Raw genomic sequence first — 14,602 nt, 5'->3', positions numbered from 1 at the left:
AGCCATATGCAAAGTCGGGTCATCATTTATTTGCTCATCCCTATCTTGATCTTTATCGGGATTCTCATCACGCCGCCGTCGGAAGAATCGCAAAAACTCGCGACGATGACGGCCGTCAACATTCAAGAGATGATTCCATATGAACGAGAATACACGGCGCAAGAAGTTTTATTCGAAGCGAATCAAAACGATCATGAAGCCGTGATTGAGGAATGGCGGCTCGAACGTGGGGCCCGAACGACGTACAGTTACGTGCTTCGGCTGCAAGGTTTCGAAACGGTGCTCCAAATCGACGCCGGTGCGGCTAATACCCGGTCTGACGGCTATTACGCGATGCAGGCCCACAGTCCGATTTATGAGGCTGACGAGCCGTTGTCGATCGGCTATCCGCTCGTCCTTTTTGCCTCGGAGCAACGGCTCGTACTGAGTCAGATGGAAGTCCGAGTCATTTACGAAGAAGACGGGGCGTTGAAAAAATGGAACATCACCGCAAAAGAAGACATGAACAAATGAATGAGATTGACGACCTCGTCCGCTTCGTTGACGAGGCGTTGCTCCCGTTCGGTGGCAGGTTATTCGCCGGTTTCAGCCGTGGTAAATCAAACGAAAAGTGAGGTGAAACAATGTTCTTTTTACAAATGTCCGGATTTCCGGGTTCCGGCAAATCGACGCTGGCCCGTGCCATCGCGCCTCAGCTCGATGCGATCATCGTCGACCATGACGTGACGAAGACAGCGTTGCTCGAATCAATGGTGGATCATCCGCCCGACCCGGCACTGGCCGGAAAAGTCGCCTATGACATCGATTAGGCGCTTATTTCGTTCAATTTGTCACTAAGGCGGAACGTCATTCTGGACAGCCCTTGCCTGTATGATGTGATGCTTGAACGCGGATTGCCACTCGCCGAAAACTATGGCGCCACTTATCGCTACGTCGAGTGTGTCGTCGACGACGTCGATGAAATCAATCGCCGACTTTCCGAGCGCTAACAAACGATTAGTCAAATCGAATCCGTTTCCCCGAACGACTTTCACCGAAGCATCGCCGACAGTAAAAAACCACCTTCCATAAAAACATTGACCATCGACACGAGTCAGCCGCTCCATAGTTATATAGAGAACGTCGTCGATTACGTCAAAATGGAAGAGTAACTGCTCCATGAGTCGACGATCTCACAACCGTGGATTCATTTTTTTTTGCGAAGATTGTATTTTTATGCTTTACAATTAATAATTATGCAATTACACTTAGTCTCATATCTTGAAGGAGGAATTTATACATGAAAAAGTGGATCGTTACTGGGGGACTAGTCGCAAGCGCATTATTAGCGGGATGCAGCCAAGAGACAACGGGAGAAGAAAAAAAGACACTCGTCATGGGCACAAGTGCTGATTACTTCCCGTATGAGTTCGTTGATACGGCGAACGGGGATGAGATTGTCGGCTTCGACATCGAGATTGCCGAAACCGTCACAGAGCGTCTCGGCTATGAGTTAAAGATTGAGGACATGGACTTCGGCAGTTTGCTCGGAGCCTTGAACGCTGGACGGATCGACTTCGTCATGGCCGGCATGACGCCGACCGAAGAGCGGAAAGAAAACGCGTCGTTCTCGGACATCTATTTGTCGGCGACGAACTTGATTATGACAAAAGATGAATCGTTAAAAGAAATCGAAGCGCTAGCCGGTAAGAAGATCGGTGTCCAGACCGCTTCAATTCAAGAGAATATCGCTAAAGACCAAGCGCCAGACGCTGAACTCGTGTCGTTGAACAAGATTCCAGAAATCGTTCAAGAGTTGAACACGGGCCGCATCGACGCGATGGTCATCGAAGACACGGTCGCTCAAAAATACTTAGACCAAGACGCGGGTTTTTATACGTTCGCGCTTAAAGAAGACGGCGAGAAAGGATCGGCGGCCGCTTTCAAATTGGAAGACGATTTGCGTGATCAGTTCAACGACGAGTTGAACAAGATGATCGACTCAGGGGAGATCGATGAGCTCGCTAAAAAATGGTTCTCGATGGAGCCGACGGAATGAGGCAAGTCGACCTCCCAATCTATCCCGTCACTTACCCGGAAGGATATCGATTGAATCAAAACGAAAGCCAGTTCCCGGCGCCGAAGCGGTTGCATGAACAGCTGGCAACGATCTCTTTCCATGACTTGCACGAATATCCGGTCCAACCGATCGATGAACTGTTCACCCGCTACGCGGCCTATGCTGGCGTCGAACCGAACCAGTTGCTCGTCGGCTGTGGCAGTGACGAAATGATTCACGTCGTCACGCAGGCGCTCTTGTCACCAGAAGACGTCGTCTTGTCACCGAGTCCTGACTTCTCGCTCTACCCGATCTTCACGACGATTGCGCACGGTCGGCATGTTCAGGCGGACGATTTATCGTATGAGGCGCTCGCCCTGGCGATTCAGCAACATGCACCGAAGCTGTTACTGTTGTCGAACCCGAACAATCCGACCGGTAAGTTGTGGACGGTCGGTGAGTTGACCGAACTGGCAGGCCTCGTCCCTTATTTGATCGTCGACGAGGCGTATATCGATTTCACGCCTGCATCGAGTATCGTCAAGCACTTGAATGAACTGACGAACGTGATCGTCTTACGGACGCTATCAAAGGCGTTCGGCTTAGCCAACGCCCGTCTCGGGTTTATGATCACGACGACCGAACTCGCTCAGTATTTCCGGCAATTCGTCCCTCCGTTCAATATAAGCGGTGTGAGCGCGAAAATTGCCAACGTCTTTTTGGCTGATGCGACCTACTTGAACGAGTCAATCGCTTGGCATCACGATATGCGGGTCAAGTGGTCGGAGTTACTCGGGACGATCGGTCAAGTCCAGCCAGCTGAGGCGAATTTTTTATACGTCACACTCGACCAGCCCGAAGCGGTTTGGTCTCACTTAGCCGAACACGGCATCCATACGTCGCGTCAACCGGACGGGATCCGCGTCACGCTCGGTAACGAGCAAGCACTTGCCCTTGCTCGACAAACATTGATGGCTTGGGCGCACACATCAGAAACAATTTCATAGCTAAAATTAAAAACAGGACCCAGGTCCTGTTTTTAATTTGGGTCAATATTTTTTATGCACGACGCATCATTTGTTGACTTTATAAGCATTCCCCATCAAAATTCAATTTGCTGTCTGTATATCTAACTTGAACGATAAATTTTCAATATTAGACAAGCTCGTTTCCATTGAAACAGAATTGAGGACATCACATGATTTCACGAAATGAACCGGTCGAATCGAGATGGGGACGCAATCGCATCGGGAATCGTTGGTATTGGACGATTTTGACTCGCTTTTGGTTGGCGCACGGTTTTTCATGGCTCTGGTTATTGTTTTCTATCTACATTTCTTTACCTTGGTTGACCGATTTGGCTGCAGTGACGAATTGGGTGCTCGCCTTGTTCATCATCGGTGGTATCGCTTACGTCCCGGGCTATTTGATGGCATTCTTGCTCGCGAGTCTCGTTCTCGATCGGCAGCCGCCGTTCACAAACGAACATCCGGACGAAGCCGTGACGGTCATGATTGCCGCCTACAACGAACAATCATCCATCTACGAGACGATTCGTTACGTGACACTGCAAGACTACACGGGACCGCTCCAAGTATTCGTCATTGATAACAACTCAAGCGATGCCACGTCGGCCGAAGTGATACGGGCGCAAGAAGATTTCGCCTTACAAATCGAGCTATTGCATGAACCGAGAGCCGGGAAGTTCCAAGCGCTCAATTACGGTTTAACGAAAGTGACTACCCAATACATCATCACGCTCGATGCCGATACGTTGATTCATCCGTCCGCGATTCGCTATTTGGTCGCACGGCTCGTGTCGAGTCCGAAAGACGTCTGTGCCGTCGCCGGCAGCATGCTCGTTCGCAATAGCCGCAGTTCGTTTTGGACACGGCTTCAAGAGTGGGATTATTTTCTCGGCATCGCATCAATCAAGCGGCTTCAAGGGCTTTACCAAGGGACACTCGTCGCTCAAGGTGCGTTCAGTTTGTACGAGACCGATGCCGTCAAACGAGTCGGTGGTTGGCCAGATGCGATCGGGGAAGACATCGTTCTCACGTGGCGACTCCTTGAAATGAAGCGTCGCGTCTATTTCGAACCGCTCGCCGTCGCGTTCACGGACGCACCTGAATCGTTCCGCCACTTTGCGCGTCAACGGTCGCGTTGGGCCCGTGGGATGATCGAGGGATTGCAAGAAGTGAAACCGTGGCGTCAGCCCCAGCTTTATACGAAGTACTTGACCGGGGTCAATTTGATCATGCCGTATCTCGATATCGCCTTCACGTTCTTCTGGATCCCAGGTCTCGTTCTCGCTCTGTTCGGTCATTATTGGATCGTCGGACCGATGACGCTCCTCGTCCTGCCATTGACCGTCCTTAGCTATGGACTGCTCTACTTCTACCAACGCGATTACGTTTTCAAAAACCTGAACTTGCGGGTCCGTAAAAACTTCTTCGGATTCATCTTTTTCGTACTGAGCTATCAATTGTTCATGTCCCCGATTTCCGTTTGGGGTTATGCCCAAGAAACGCTCAACGTAAAACGAATCTGGAAATGAACAACGCCCCGTCTAGACATATCCAGACGGGGCGTTGTTGCCTTTAAGGGATCAGCTTGATCACTCGGGCCGGATTGCCTCCGACGACGGCACGGGCCGGCACGTCTTTCGTCACAACCGCACCTGAGGCGATGACTGTGTCATCCCCAATCGTCACGCCCGGATTGATGATGGCCCCGCCACCGATCCAGACGCGATGGCCGACCGTAACCGGCTTACCGTACTCGAGGCCAGAAATTCGTTCTGTCGGGTCGAGCGGATGGGTCGCCGTGTAGACGTGGACACCGGGACCGAGCATACAGTCATCCCCGAACCGGATCGGACAGATATCTAAAAACACGCAGTCGAAGTTCGCAAAAAAACGGTCCCCGAGATGAATATTGTATCCGTAGTCACACTTGAACGTCGGTTCTAGGTAGAACGATGCCCCGGTCGAACCGAACAGTTCACCGAGTACTTGCTTGCGGACGTCGAGCTCATCGATCCCGGACTGATTGAACCGCTCTGTCAGACGTCGCGCCTGTCGCCGGTCAGCGACGAGTTCCGAATCAGCGGCCAGATAAAGTTCACCTTGAATCATCTTTTCTTTTTCTGTCATGTTTTCGCCTCCATTCTGTTTTATTATAGAGGGATATTGGCACGAATAGGGAATAGGAAAATGGACGAATCTGAGGAGGTAGTTGACTATGAAACGCATTCTTGATTGCAAAGCGAGTGATTTCTTGACGTTCAACCGTAACGATTTGATTGAGTCGATCCGAAAAGCCGAAGGCCGGACCGTGCTCGCCGAGGTCATTCCGACCGTGCAGCCGCTCTATCCCGAAGTGACGAACGCCGAGCTCGCCCGGGCGTTCGGCGCCGACATGATCTTGCTCAACATGCTTGACGTGTTCCATCCGTACATAAAGGGACTTGAAAGCCACGCCTTATTCGGCGACATCCCGGGTGAGACGATGTCCGACAATCCGATCACGGAATTAAAACGGCTGATCGGACTGCCGGTCGGTGTCAATCTCGAGCCTGTCGACTTCAGCGAGAAGTCCTCGGACATGTTCGACGTGAAACAAGGCCGACTGGCGACGCAGGAAGCGTTCACCCGCGCTTCCGAACTCGGAATCGACTTCGTCTGTTTGACCGGTAATCCGAACACCGGTGTCACGAACGAGGCCATCGAAAAAGCGATCATCACGGCCCGGTCTGAATTTGCCGGCGTCATCATTGCCGGGAAGATGCATCAAGCGGGTGTCGGTAACGTGATCGACCGTGATGCGTACGTCCGCTTTGCCGAAGCTGGTGCCGACATCATCTTGATTCCCGCGCCAGGAACCGTCCCAGGTGTCCGTGAAGACGAGTTCTATCACGTGACGCAAGAAATCCAAGCACTGAACAAGCTCGTCTTGGCCGCCATCGGAACGTCACAAGAAGGCGCCGACGAAGGGACGATCCGCGACATCGCCTTATCATCAAAACGCGGCGGTACCGACATCTTCCATATCGGCGACGCCGGTCTGTCCGGAATCGCCACACCTGAGAATATTCAGGCGTTGTCGATCGCCATCCGCGGACGCCGTCATACGTACATCCGTATGGCCGCTTCCGTCAATCGTTAACCACAAAGGGAAGGAAGCCGCGGCTTCCTTCCCTTTGTCTGTCACCATTCCGTGACGTCGCGGCGCGGTTTCGCCGGTGTCGTCGTCCCATGCCGTTCGGCGAGCAACGTCTCGACGTCGTGTAAGGAGACGCCTTTGGCTGCGAGCAAGACGAGCAAGTGGTACAACAAATCAGCCGTCTCTTCGACCAAGTCTTCATCGTTCAATGCCGCAATGACGACCTCGAACGACTCTTCCCCAAACTTTTTCGCGATTTTGTCTAACCCTTCATCAAACAAGTACGACGTATAAGAACCTTCCTTCGGCTCTGTCTTTCGTTCTTGAATCAGTTTTTCGAGTTCATGGATCATGTGTTCACCTCCGTAAAAAAGCAACTGCGATTTCCAGTATGACACGTCGGTCCGTTCGCATGGACGCGGACTAACAGCGCGTCTTGATCGCAATCGACATGGATGCTCTCAAGGTCGAGCGTGTTGCCGCTCGATTCACCTTTCATCCAAAGCCGCCCTTTCGAACGTGACCAGAACGTGACTTTGTTCGTCTGGAGCGTCGCTTCGATCGCCTCGTGATTCATATATCCTAACATGAGGACGGTCTCGTCATCCGTCGACACGATAATCGCCGGGATTAGTCCGTTTGCGTCGTAACGAACCGCATCGGCAAGTTGTTCGCGCTGCATACGTGCTTCACCTCTTCTACTGTCGTTTTTCGGTCGTGCAAGATCGAAGCGAGTAAGGCGGCGTCGACTGTTTCAAGTGCCTCGACGACGTGTTCAGCGTTCCCGGCCCCGCCTGAGGCGATGATCGGGATATCGACCGCTGCCCGTAGCAATTCGAGAATTTTTAAATCATAGCCACTCTGTTTCCCGTCTTGGTTCATCGACGTGACGAGCAACTCCCCGGCCCCGAGTTCAGCGACGCGCTTAGCCCAATCGACCGCCGTCAGCTCGGTCCGGTGTTTCCCGCCGTACGTGTATACGTAATAGTCACCTTCTTCGAAACGGACGTCGATGGCGACGACGATACACTGGGAACCGAAACGTTCGGCTGCCCGCTTGATCAAGTCAGGTGACTCGACGGCGAGCGTGTTGAGCGACACTTTGTCGGCTCCTGCTTTGAGCAGGGACGAGATGTCTTCAAGGGAACGGATGCCGCCCCCGACCGTGAGCGGGATGAACACTTTCCGGGCGACGGCACTGACGACGTCAAGCATCGTCTGTCTTCGTTCCGTGCTTGCCGTAATGTCTAGAAAGACAAGTTCATCCGCACCTGAGGCGTCATAGTACTTGGCAATCTCGACAGGGTCACCGATGTCACGCAGTTCGACAAACTCGATGCCTTTGACGACACGTCCGTCTTTCACGTCTAAACATGGGATGATTCTACGCTTTAGCATGTCGCGCCTCCCATTCGATCAAGTCGTCAAGACTGACTTTGCCAGACAAGAGCGCTTTCCCGACGACCGCCTCATCAATTCCGGCCTCACTCAGTGCCTTGACGTCGGATTCGGTCGTGACACCGCCCGAGGCGATGAGCGTGACCGAGACAGCTTCCCGGAGCGCCTTCATGCGCTCTAAGTTCGGTCCGTTCAGTTTCCCGTCCGAACCGATGTCCGTGTAAAGAATCGTCTCGACCCCGCGGCTGGCGAGATCGATGGCCACATCGATGTCTTTTAGTTCGGTCGCGTCTTGCCAGCCGTTGATGGCGACGATGCCGTCATAGGCGTCAAGGGCGACCGCGACACGACTCCCGTACTTGGCGAGTGCCCGGTCCAGGAAATCAGGATCGGTGAACGCTTTCGTACCGAGCAGGACACGGTCCACCCCAGTTGCCATGACAGCATCAAGCGCTGCTTCGGAGCGAATCCCTCCGCCCGTCTGGACGAAAAAGCCGCACGATTTGGCGAAACGGACGACATCGAGATGTTTCGGCTCACCAGCTTTCGCTCCTTCTAAATCGATCAAGTGGAGCATCGGGACGCGCCCGGTCCATTCTTTTAACTTCTCATACGGGTCGCCGTATTGCTCTTCCGTGTTGAAATCTCCTTCAGTCAGGCGGACAATCTTGCCGCCGATTAAGTCAATTGCCGGTAGCAGTTTCACGTTCGACCGCCTCCTTCCATTCTTTTAATAAGCTGAGTCCGAACGCGCCGCTCTTCTCCGGGTGAAATTGCATCCCGGTCACGAGACCTGATCGGACGATGGCCGGTACGCGCTCTCCCATATAGTCAGCTGAGGCGACGATATTGTCGTCAGCGGTCACGACGTGATATGAGTGGACAAAATAGACGTCCTCATCGCGTAAAATCGAGTTCCAACCGACGTGAGGCAACCGTTTGGCCCGCATCCGTTCGACCCGTCCTTCAATCAAACCGAGTCCTGGCGTCGGCATGCCTTCCGTGCTCGACTCGAATAACAGTTGCATCCCGAGACAAATCCCAAGCAACGGCTTCTCTGTCGCCATTCGCTTGAGCAACGGAATCAGTCCCGTGTCCTCAAGCGACTGCATCGCTTGCGGGAACGCCCCGACGCCAGGCAAGAGGATGGCGTCGGCCGCTTCGATTTCAGCCGGATCGTTCGTGATCGTGACGTAACACCCGATCGCTTGTAGCGCCCGTTCGACGTTGAAGACGTTTCCCATGCCGTAGTCAATCACCGCGACGTTCATCCTTCGATCCGTCCTTTCGTCGAAGGGAGGCGGTCGAGCCCGTCTTTCCCGATCGCTTCGGCAAGGGCGCGGCCGAACGCTTTGAACAGCCCTTCGATCATATGGTGCGAGTTCGAGCCGTATAACACGTCAAGATGGAGCGTCAACCGCGCGTTCATCGCGACGGCGCGGAAGAACTCTTCCGCGAGTTCCGTGTCGAAGTCACCAAGCTTCGGATTGTTGATTTCAGCTCGGTAGACGAGGAACGGGCGTCCCGAGACGTCGATGACGGCCCGGGCGAGTGTCTCGTCCATCGGCAAGTAGCTCGTCCCGTAGCGACGGATCCCGACTTTGTCCCCGAGCGCTTCTAAGATCATCTGCCCGAGGGCGATGCCGACGTCTTCGACCGTGTGGTGCGCATCGACCCACGTGTCCCCTTCGACTTGCACCGTTAAGTCGATGCGGCTATGGAAGGCGAACAGCGTCAACATATGGTCGAAAAAGCCGACGCCTGTCTTAATGTCACTTTGACCTGTACCGTCTAAATCGAGACGAAGCTCGATGTTCGTTTCTTTCGTCTCACGTTTAATTTCAGCTGTTCTCAAAAGAAGTCACCTCTTCTAACATTTGTTTGATGAATCGATACGCCTCGTCCGTCCCCGCACTGACGCGCAGTCCGGTCGGAAACGCACGGACGTGGACACCGTAAGCGAGGAACCGCTCGGCCCACAGCTCACTATTGGGCGTCTCGACGTATAGGAAGTTGGCCCGGCTCGGCAAGACGTTGCCGATTGGCGCGAGCAGTCGTTCGAGCTTTTGACGTTGACCGTTATGGAACGCGACGGACTGAGCGATATAATCCGGGTCGTCAAGGACGACGGTCGCAACAGCCGCGCTCAATCCACTGACGTTGAATGGCGAGCGGAACCGGTCGATCTTCTCGATCAAATCGGGATGGGCGATCATGAAGCCGATCCGTAAGTTCGCGAGTCCGAACGCTTTCGATAACGTCCGCAAAATGATGACGTTCGGGTAATCCGCGAGTCGCGACTTGAAGGAATCACTCATCGTGAAGTCGATATACGCCTCGTCGACGACGAGGTACGGGACTTTTTTCGCGATCGTCTCTAATTGGTCGAGCGTCCACATCTTCCCGGTCGGATTGTTCGGGTTCGACACGAGCACAAGTTTCGGTTCGTTCGCTTCAATCAATCGAAGCAATGAATCGATCGTGAGGCCGTCTGCCTCAGGTTGGAAGAACTGGCCCCGGGCGATGTGCGCATAAATGCCGTACATCGAAAAGTCGGGTGCCGGTGCCAAGACGACGTCTTCTGTGTCGAGAATGGCTTGGCAAAGTATGGCGAGCAGCTCATCGCTGCCGCTCCCGACCATCAATTGGTCAGGTTGTACACCCGCATAAGTCGCATAGCTAGTTTTAAGGGCCGTCAGCTCATCGACCGGATAACGGCTGAGTGAGCGGAGCGTCACGAGCTGAATCGCTCGTTGCAGGCGCTCCGGCAGCTCGAATTGACTCTCGTTTTGATTTAGCGCGTATCCGCTCACCGCATGTGGGACATAGCGCGGGATCGCTGTATAGTTACGTCTCATACGTCCTCCAATCGGACCGCCATCGCTCGGGCGTGTCCTTCAAGCTGCTCTTGTCTCGCGATTCGGATCGCGGCGCGTGTGACCGCTTCGTCGATCGCTGTCATCTCGAGAAACGTCTGTCTGCGGTAAAAATCATCGACCGACAGTCCGCTCGAGAAGCGGGCCGTCCCGCTCGTCGGCAAGACGTGGTTCGGTCCGGCAATGTAATCACCGAACGCCTCGGCCGCCTCATGGCCGAGGAAGAACGAGCCGCCGTGGCGAATCTGTGCCATATAATCGGCTGGATCTGTCACCGCAAGTTGCACGTGTTCGGCCGCCATATCGTTCGCGTAGCGAATTGCTGCTGCTTTCGTTTTGACGAGGACGCCTCCGCGCTTGAGCGCTTCGACCGCGATGTCGCGACGTGGCAGATCGAGCAGTTGCTTGTCCAGCTCAGACCGAATCGCTTCGGCCTGTTCACTTGTCGTCACGAGGGCGACTGCTGTCGCTTCGACGTCATGCTCGGCTTGCGCGAGCAGGTCGGCTGCGATCCATCTAGGATTGGCCGTTTCGTCGGCGATGATCAACACTTCGGACGGACCGGCGACGGAATCGATCCCGACGAAATGCGAGACGAGTGACTTCGCGGTCGCCACATAAGCGTTGCCCGGCCCGACGATCTTATCGACGGCCGAAATCGTCTCGGTGCCGAACGCGAGTGCGGCGACGGCTTGGGCGCCACCGACGAGATAACATTCGTCGGCACCGGCAATCTTCGCGGCAATCAACAGCGATAAGTCGATCCCGCCTTGTTTCGGTGGCGTCACCATGACGACCCGCTTCACTCCGGCCACTTTCGCTGGGATGATGTTCATCAACACACTCGACGGGTAGACCGCCGTCCCGCCAGGCACATAGACGCCGACCGAATCGAGCGGCATGAACCGACGACCGAGCCGGAACATCTCATCTTCGAAGACGTCGTCTTGACGCTGTTGCCGCGCATGAAACGTACGGATCCGTTCGGCCGCGAGCGTTAGCGCCTCGGTCAATTCCCGATACGCCTCCGGCGGTTCAAACGTCTCAAGGTCGACCGTTTCAATCACATCGACCCCGTCAAATTGCTTCGTCCATTCGAGGAGCGCCGCGTCACCTCTCGCCTCAACCGATTCTAAAATCGGTTTGACGGCTTCTGCCCACTGTTCTCGGCGCGTCCGATTCGTTTGTCCGTTCATCTGTCTGCCTCCTTGCTTAACCGGCGAATCCACGCTTTCAATTCGTCCGGGTCGTTCGCGAGCGCTGTCTCGCTCGTGATGAATTTCGCGTTAACCGTGAAAATCGTCTCATATTCTTCTAAATCGTTCGCGCGAAGCGTCGCCCCCGTCTCGACGATATCGACGATGCAGTCGGCGAGACCGGTCAACGGCGCGAGTTCGACCGAACCGTTCAAAGCGATCACTTCGACGTTTTGACGTTTCGAGGCAAAGTGCGAGATGGCGATATTCGGATACTTGCTGGCAACTTTCAGCTTCTTCGTACCGTTTCTCCGTTCTCTCGGACCACATACCGCCATACGACAACGGCCGAATGGTAAATCGACGACTTCGAGGACGCCTGGTGTCTTCTCGCGTAAAATGTCGCCGCCGACGACTCCGACGTCCGCTGCGCCATGCATGACGTATTTATAGACGTCATCGCCTTTGACGAAGATGAATTCATGACCGTCTACTTCGACGGTCAACTCACGGCCCCGCTTTTCCGGCCAAACGGTGAGACCGACTTGTTCAAAATACTCACGGGCCGCTGTTTCGATGCGCCCTTTCGCGATTGCGACTTTCATTTGATCACCTCACCTAACTGTTCTAAATCGAGCGATAGTCCGAAGGCACGTCGCGACTGTCCGAAATGCCCGTATAACGAGTCGTAACGGCCACCTGAGAGGACGCGTCTGCCGTCGATACTGCCGGTCACGGTCAAACCTGAATAATAATCAAAGTCGCCGGTCTGTCCGAAGTCGTACGAGACGTTCAATCCGATCGCACGTAGATGTTCGACCGCATGCTCCACTTCGTCGATCGCCGGTTTTAAGCCCGGTTCCGCGAGGTCGCGTAACTCTGCTAGCGCCGAGTCACCGATCAAGAACGGCAGCTTGGCGATCAATGGGTATTGATACGATTCCGCGAGGTCGCGAAGTGATTCCAAATTACGGAGTGCTAAGTATTGACGCAACGTCCGTTCCGGGATACCGGCCTCGTTCGCCACTAACGCGATCAATGCAGCAGATCCGACTTGGATGCGTAAGCTTCCTTTCGGCAGGACCCGTTCCGTCATACTAAGGAACGATTCAATCAACTCCATATCTTTTGAATCCCCATCGATCCATTCAAGACCGAGTTGCTGACGTTCATGCGGTTGTCCCGAATGCTTCGGCGTGCGTCGGTAGACGGCACCGGCGTAAGCGACGCGCATCGGTTCATGTCCGTCGGCGAGCTTCCTTGCGATCTGGAGCGTGTAGTCCGGTCGCATGACGAGCAACTCCCCATCGTTGCCGAACAAGCGATAATACGCCGACTCATCGAAGAGTGCGAGATCTTGATAATGGGAATAGTATTCAACGAGCGGCGGCTCGATCACACTATAGCCGTCCCCCTCGGCCCGCTCTAAAAATGATTTTATCCATTGCTTCGGACGCAGCACGTCCTCACCTTGCAACTCGTGCCATCCTTCTGGGATGGATCCTTTTTTATTGAACCAAATCATCAGTATCACCCTTTACCTTATTATCACTTTACCAAACTAAAGTAGTGTGTTAAATTTATCAAATCAAGCCAATGCTGTCAACCGGCGAACTCGAAAGGAACGATGTTTGATGATTGATTATACCCATGATGGCCACGTCCATACCCCATTTTGTCCGCACGGATCGACCGATTCACTCAACGCGTACGTCGATCAAGCACTTGCTCAAGGCGTTCGGACGCTGACGTTCACCGAGCACGCCCCGCTGCCGGCACGTTTCATTGATCCGACGCCAGAACAAGACTCGGCGATGGCGCTCGACTTATTGCCCCGTTATATAGAAGAGGTCGGGCAGTTGAAACGAGATTACGCCGGAAGACTCGAGATTCGGGTCGGTCTCGAGATCGACTATTTGCCGGGATATGTCGATGAGACGCTCGCCTTGCTCGAGCCCTATCGCTCATACCTCGACGAGACGATCTTGTCTCAACACTTTCTACAAGTCGAAGGCGAGCTCCTGCCCGTCGACTTCTCACCGGAGACGTTTGATGCGCTCGTCAGCCGAATCGGGTCGTTCGAAGAAGTGCTACGCCGGTATTACGAAGCGCTCGAGACCGGGTTACAGTTCCCGTGGGAGCGACTGAACGTCGCGCGCATCGGGCATATCGATTTACCGATTAAATATCAGACGAACTACTCATGGAACCGTGCGAACGTCAAAGATGCCGAGTCGCGACTGTTGCGTGCAATCGCCTCACGCGGGTTCGGACTAGACTTCAACACCGCCGGTCTCCGTAAAGCCGCCTGCGGACAGCCATACGCCATGGCCGTCGCCGCTGAAGCGACCCGGCTCGGCATCCCACTCGTACTCGGTTCGGACGCCCATATCGCGGCAGATGTCGGTGCCGACTTTAAAAATATGCAAAAAAAAGCCACGTTCCTATGAACGTGGCTCCTTAACAGCGATCTAGCTATCTAGATCCCCATGTTTGGTTTGTCGACAACGATATGGCGTTCCATTTCTTCATCTACTATCTATATTACCATACTCGTCACGAGTTACAAGACAAAAGTGAACTACTCACCACTTATTTGCTTCGCAACTTGAAGTGGGAGCTTCTTGGGAAGACCGTGCTTTGACCAGCCACGGTTGTGGACCAAGCTCGTCGGGCAGTCCCTGCCCTGGAGTGTTTCAGTCGGCGAGACCCAACAGGTTGAGGCTCGCGTTGACGTCGCGGTCATGGTGCGTGCCGCATACGGCGCATGTCCACTCGCGGACGTGCAGGTCCTTCTTGCCATCGTTCTCGCCACAGGCCGAACAAACCTGGGTCGAGGCGAACCACGGGTCGGCCTGGATCAGTGTGCGGCCGTGGAACCTGCATTTGTAGGCGAGCTGGCGGACGAACTCGCCCCATCCGGCGTCCCC

General features: G+C 54.2%; 19 protein-coding genes. 7 read left to right on the top strand and 12 right to left on the bottom strand.

Translation table 11 applies throughout. The annotated features are described in order from the left end of the window. Positions 1-6 precede the first annotated feature (6 nt). The 5 genes from EVJ28_RS07090 to EVJ28_RS07065 all read left to right on the top strand — a co-directional run bounded on the left by EVJ28_RS07090 (position 7) and on the right by EVJ28_RS07065 (position 4,595). A complete protein-coding gene (locus tag EVJ28_RS07090) occupies positions 7-513 on the top strand; it encodes a hypothetical protein (RefSeq protein WP_131468039.1) in 507 nt (168 codons plus the stop codon). A gap of 110 nt (positions 514-623) precedes the next feature. Continuing rightward, positions 624-809 (top strand): P-loop nucleotide/nucleoside kinase family protein, encoded by a 186-nt coding sequence (locus EVJ28_RS14280; protein ID WP_236634079.1) that lies wholly within the window; start codon positions 624-626, stop codon positions 807-809. Between the two features lie 470 nt (positions 810-1,279). Further along, positions 1,280-2,038: a transporter substrate-binding domain-containing protein gene (locus EVJ28_RS07075; protein WP_131458613.1), complete on the top strand. Its 759-nt coding sequence runs from the start codon at positions 1,280-1,282 to the stop codon at positions 2,036-2,038. Next, positions 2,035-3,045, top strand: coding sequence for a pyridoxal phosphate-dependent aminotransferase (locus EVJ28_RS07070; RefSeq protein ID WP_131488505.1), 1,011 nt, complete (start codon positions 2,035-2,037; stop codon positions 3,043-3,045). The genes EVJ28_RS07075 and EVJ28_RS07070 overlap by 4 nt, the downstream gene beginning before the upstream one ends. A 191-nt stretch (positions 3,046-3,236) precedes the next feature. Further along, on the top strand, positions 3,237-4,595 hold the full coding sequence (locus EVJ28_RS07065; protein WP_131488503.1) for a glycosyltransferase family 2 protein: 1,359 nt from the start codon (positions 3,237-3,239) through the stop codon (positions 4,593-4,595). Between the two features lie 43 nt (positions 4,596-4,638). Here EVJ28_RS07065 and EVJ28_RS07060 read toward each other — a convergent pair whose 3' ends face one another. Continuing rightward, positions 4,639-5,193: a maltose acetyltransferase domain-containing protein gene (locus EVJ28_RS07060; protein ID WP_131458610.1), complete on the bottom strand. Its 555-nt coding sequence runs from the start codon at positions 5,191-5,193 to the stop codon at positions 4,639-4,641. Positions 5,194-5,281: 88 nt separating this feature from the next. Between EVJ28_RS07060 and EVJ28_RS07055 the strand changes: the two genes are divergently transcribed. Beyond that, a complete protein-coding gene (locus tag EVJ28_RS07055; protein ID WP_131458609.1) occupies positions 5,282-6,205 on the top strand; it encodes a DUF7916 family protein in 924 nt (307 codons plus the stop codon). 41 nt (positions 6,206-6,246) lie between these two features. Here the strand turns inward: EVJ28_RS07055 and hisE are convergent, their stop codons facing one another. The 10 genes from hisE to EVJ28_RS07005 are packed head-to-tail and all read right to left on the bottom strand — an operon-like array spanning position 6,247 to position 13,197. Further along, a complete protein-coding gene (gene hisE, locus EVJ28_RS07050) occupies positions 6,247-6,555 on the bottom strand; it encodes a phosphoribosyl-ATP diphosphatase (RefSeq protein ID WP_070327382.1) in 309 nt (102 codons plus the stop codon). After that, on the bottom strand, positions 6,552-6,884 hold the full coding sequence (gene hisI, locus EVJ28_RS07045) for a phosphoribosyl-AMP cyclohydrolase (protein WP_131488501.1): 333 nt from the start codon (positions 6,882-6,884) through the stop codon (positions 6,552-6,554). Before hisI ends, hisE begins: the two co-directional genes overlap by 4 nt. Next, on the bottom strand, positions 6,833-7,600 hold the full coding sequence (gene hisF / locus EVJ28_RS07040; protein ID WP_070327383.1) for an imidazole glycerol phosphate synthase subunit HisF: 768 nt from the start codon (positions 7,598-7,600) through the stop codon (positions 6,833-6,835). The genes hisI and hisF overlap by 52 nt, the downstream gene beginning before the upstream one ends. Further along, complete coding sequence (locus tag EVJ28_RS07035) at positions 7,587-8,306, bottom strand: 1-(5-phosphoribosyl)-5-[(5-phosphoribosylamino)methylideneamino]imidazole-4-carboxamide isomerase (protein ID WP_131488499.1); 720 nt, start codon at positions 8,304-8,306, stop codon at positions 7,587-7,589. Before EVJ28_RS07035 ends, hisF begins: the two co-directional genes overlap by 14 nt. Then, positions 8,284-8,871, bottom strand: coding sequence for an imidazole glycerol phosphate synthase subunit HisH (gene hisH / locus EVJ28_RS07030; protein WP_131488497.1), 588 nt, complete (start codon positions 8,869-8,871; stop codon positions 8,284-8,286). Before hisH ends, EVJ28_RS07035 begins: the two co-directional genes overlap by 23 nt. Next, entirely contained in the window at positions 8,868-9,455 is a 588-nt protein-coding gene (gene hisB / locus EVJ28_RS07025; protein WP_070327386.1) for an imidazoleglycerol-phosphate dehydratase HisB, read from the bottom strand. Before hisB ends, hisH begins: the two co-directional genes overlap by 4 nt. Then, positions 9,442-10,458: a pyridoxal phosphate-dependent aminotransferase gene (locus EVJ28_RS07020; protein ID WP_131488495.1), complete on the bottom strand. Its 1,017-nt coding sequence runs from the start codon at positions 10,456-10,458 to the stop codon at positions 9,442-9,444. The genes hisB and EVJ28_RS07020 overlap by 14 nt, the downstream gene beginning before the upstream one ends. After that, positions 10,455-11,672 carry a histidinol dehydrogenase gene (gene hisD / locus EVJ28_RS07015; protein WP_131488493.1) on the bottom strand — a complete coding sequence of 406 codons (1,218 nt, stop codon included), beginning with the start codon at positions 11,670-11,672 and terminating at the stop codon, positions 10,455-10,457. Before hisD ends, EVJ28_RS07020 begins: the two co-directional genes overlap by 4 nt. Further along, positions 11,669-12,277, bottom strand: a complete 609-nt coding sequence (gene hisG / locus EVJ28_RS07010; RefSeq protein WP_070327389.1) for an ATP phosphoribosyltransferase — start codon at positions 12,275-12,277, stop codon at positions 11,669-11,671. The genes hisD and hisG overlap by 4 nt, the downstream gene beginning before the upstream one ends. After that, positions 12,274-13,197: an ATP phosphoribosyltransferase regulatory subunit gene (locus EVJ28_RS07005; protein ID WP_070327390.1), complete on the bottom strand. Its 924-nt coding sequence runs from the start codon at positions 13,195-13,197 to the stop codon at positions 12,274-12,276. The genes hisG and EVJ28_RS07005 overlap by 4 nt, the downstream gene beginning before the upstream one ends. A 109-nt stretch (positions 13,198-13,306) precedes the next feature. On the opposite strand from EVJ28_RS07005, the gene hisJ reads away from it, so the two are divergent. Continuing rightward, the gene (gene hisJ, locus EVJ28_RS07000; protein WP_131488491.1) at positions 13,307-14,122 is read left to right on the top strand and encodes a histidinol-phosphatase HisJ; all 816 of its coding nucleotides are present in this window, start codon (positions 13,307-13,309) and stop codon (positions 14,120-14,122) included. Positions 14,123-14,368: 246 nt separating this feature from the next. Here the strand turns inward: hisJ and EVJ28_RS06995 are convergent. Continuing rightward, the coding region (locus EVJ28_RS06995; RefSeq protein ID WP_131488489.1) for a zinc ribbon domain-containing protein at positions 14,369-14,602 on the bottom strand (234 nt) is incomplete at its 5' end.

The organism is Exiguobacterium sp. SH3S3 (assembly GCF_004337115.1).
In the GTDB taxonomy this organism is placed as follows: Bacteria; Bacillota; Bacilli; order Exiguobacteriales; family Exiguobacteriaceae; genus Exiguobacterium; species Exiguobacterium aurantiacum_A.
Note: the sequence above shows the minus strand (reverse complement) of the source record. Positions and strands in the feature narration are given on the sequence as shown.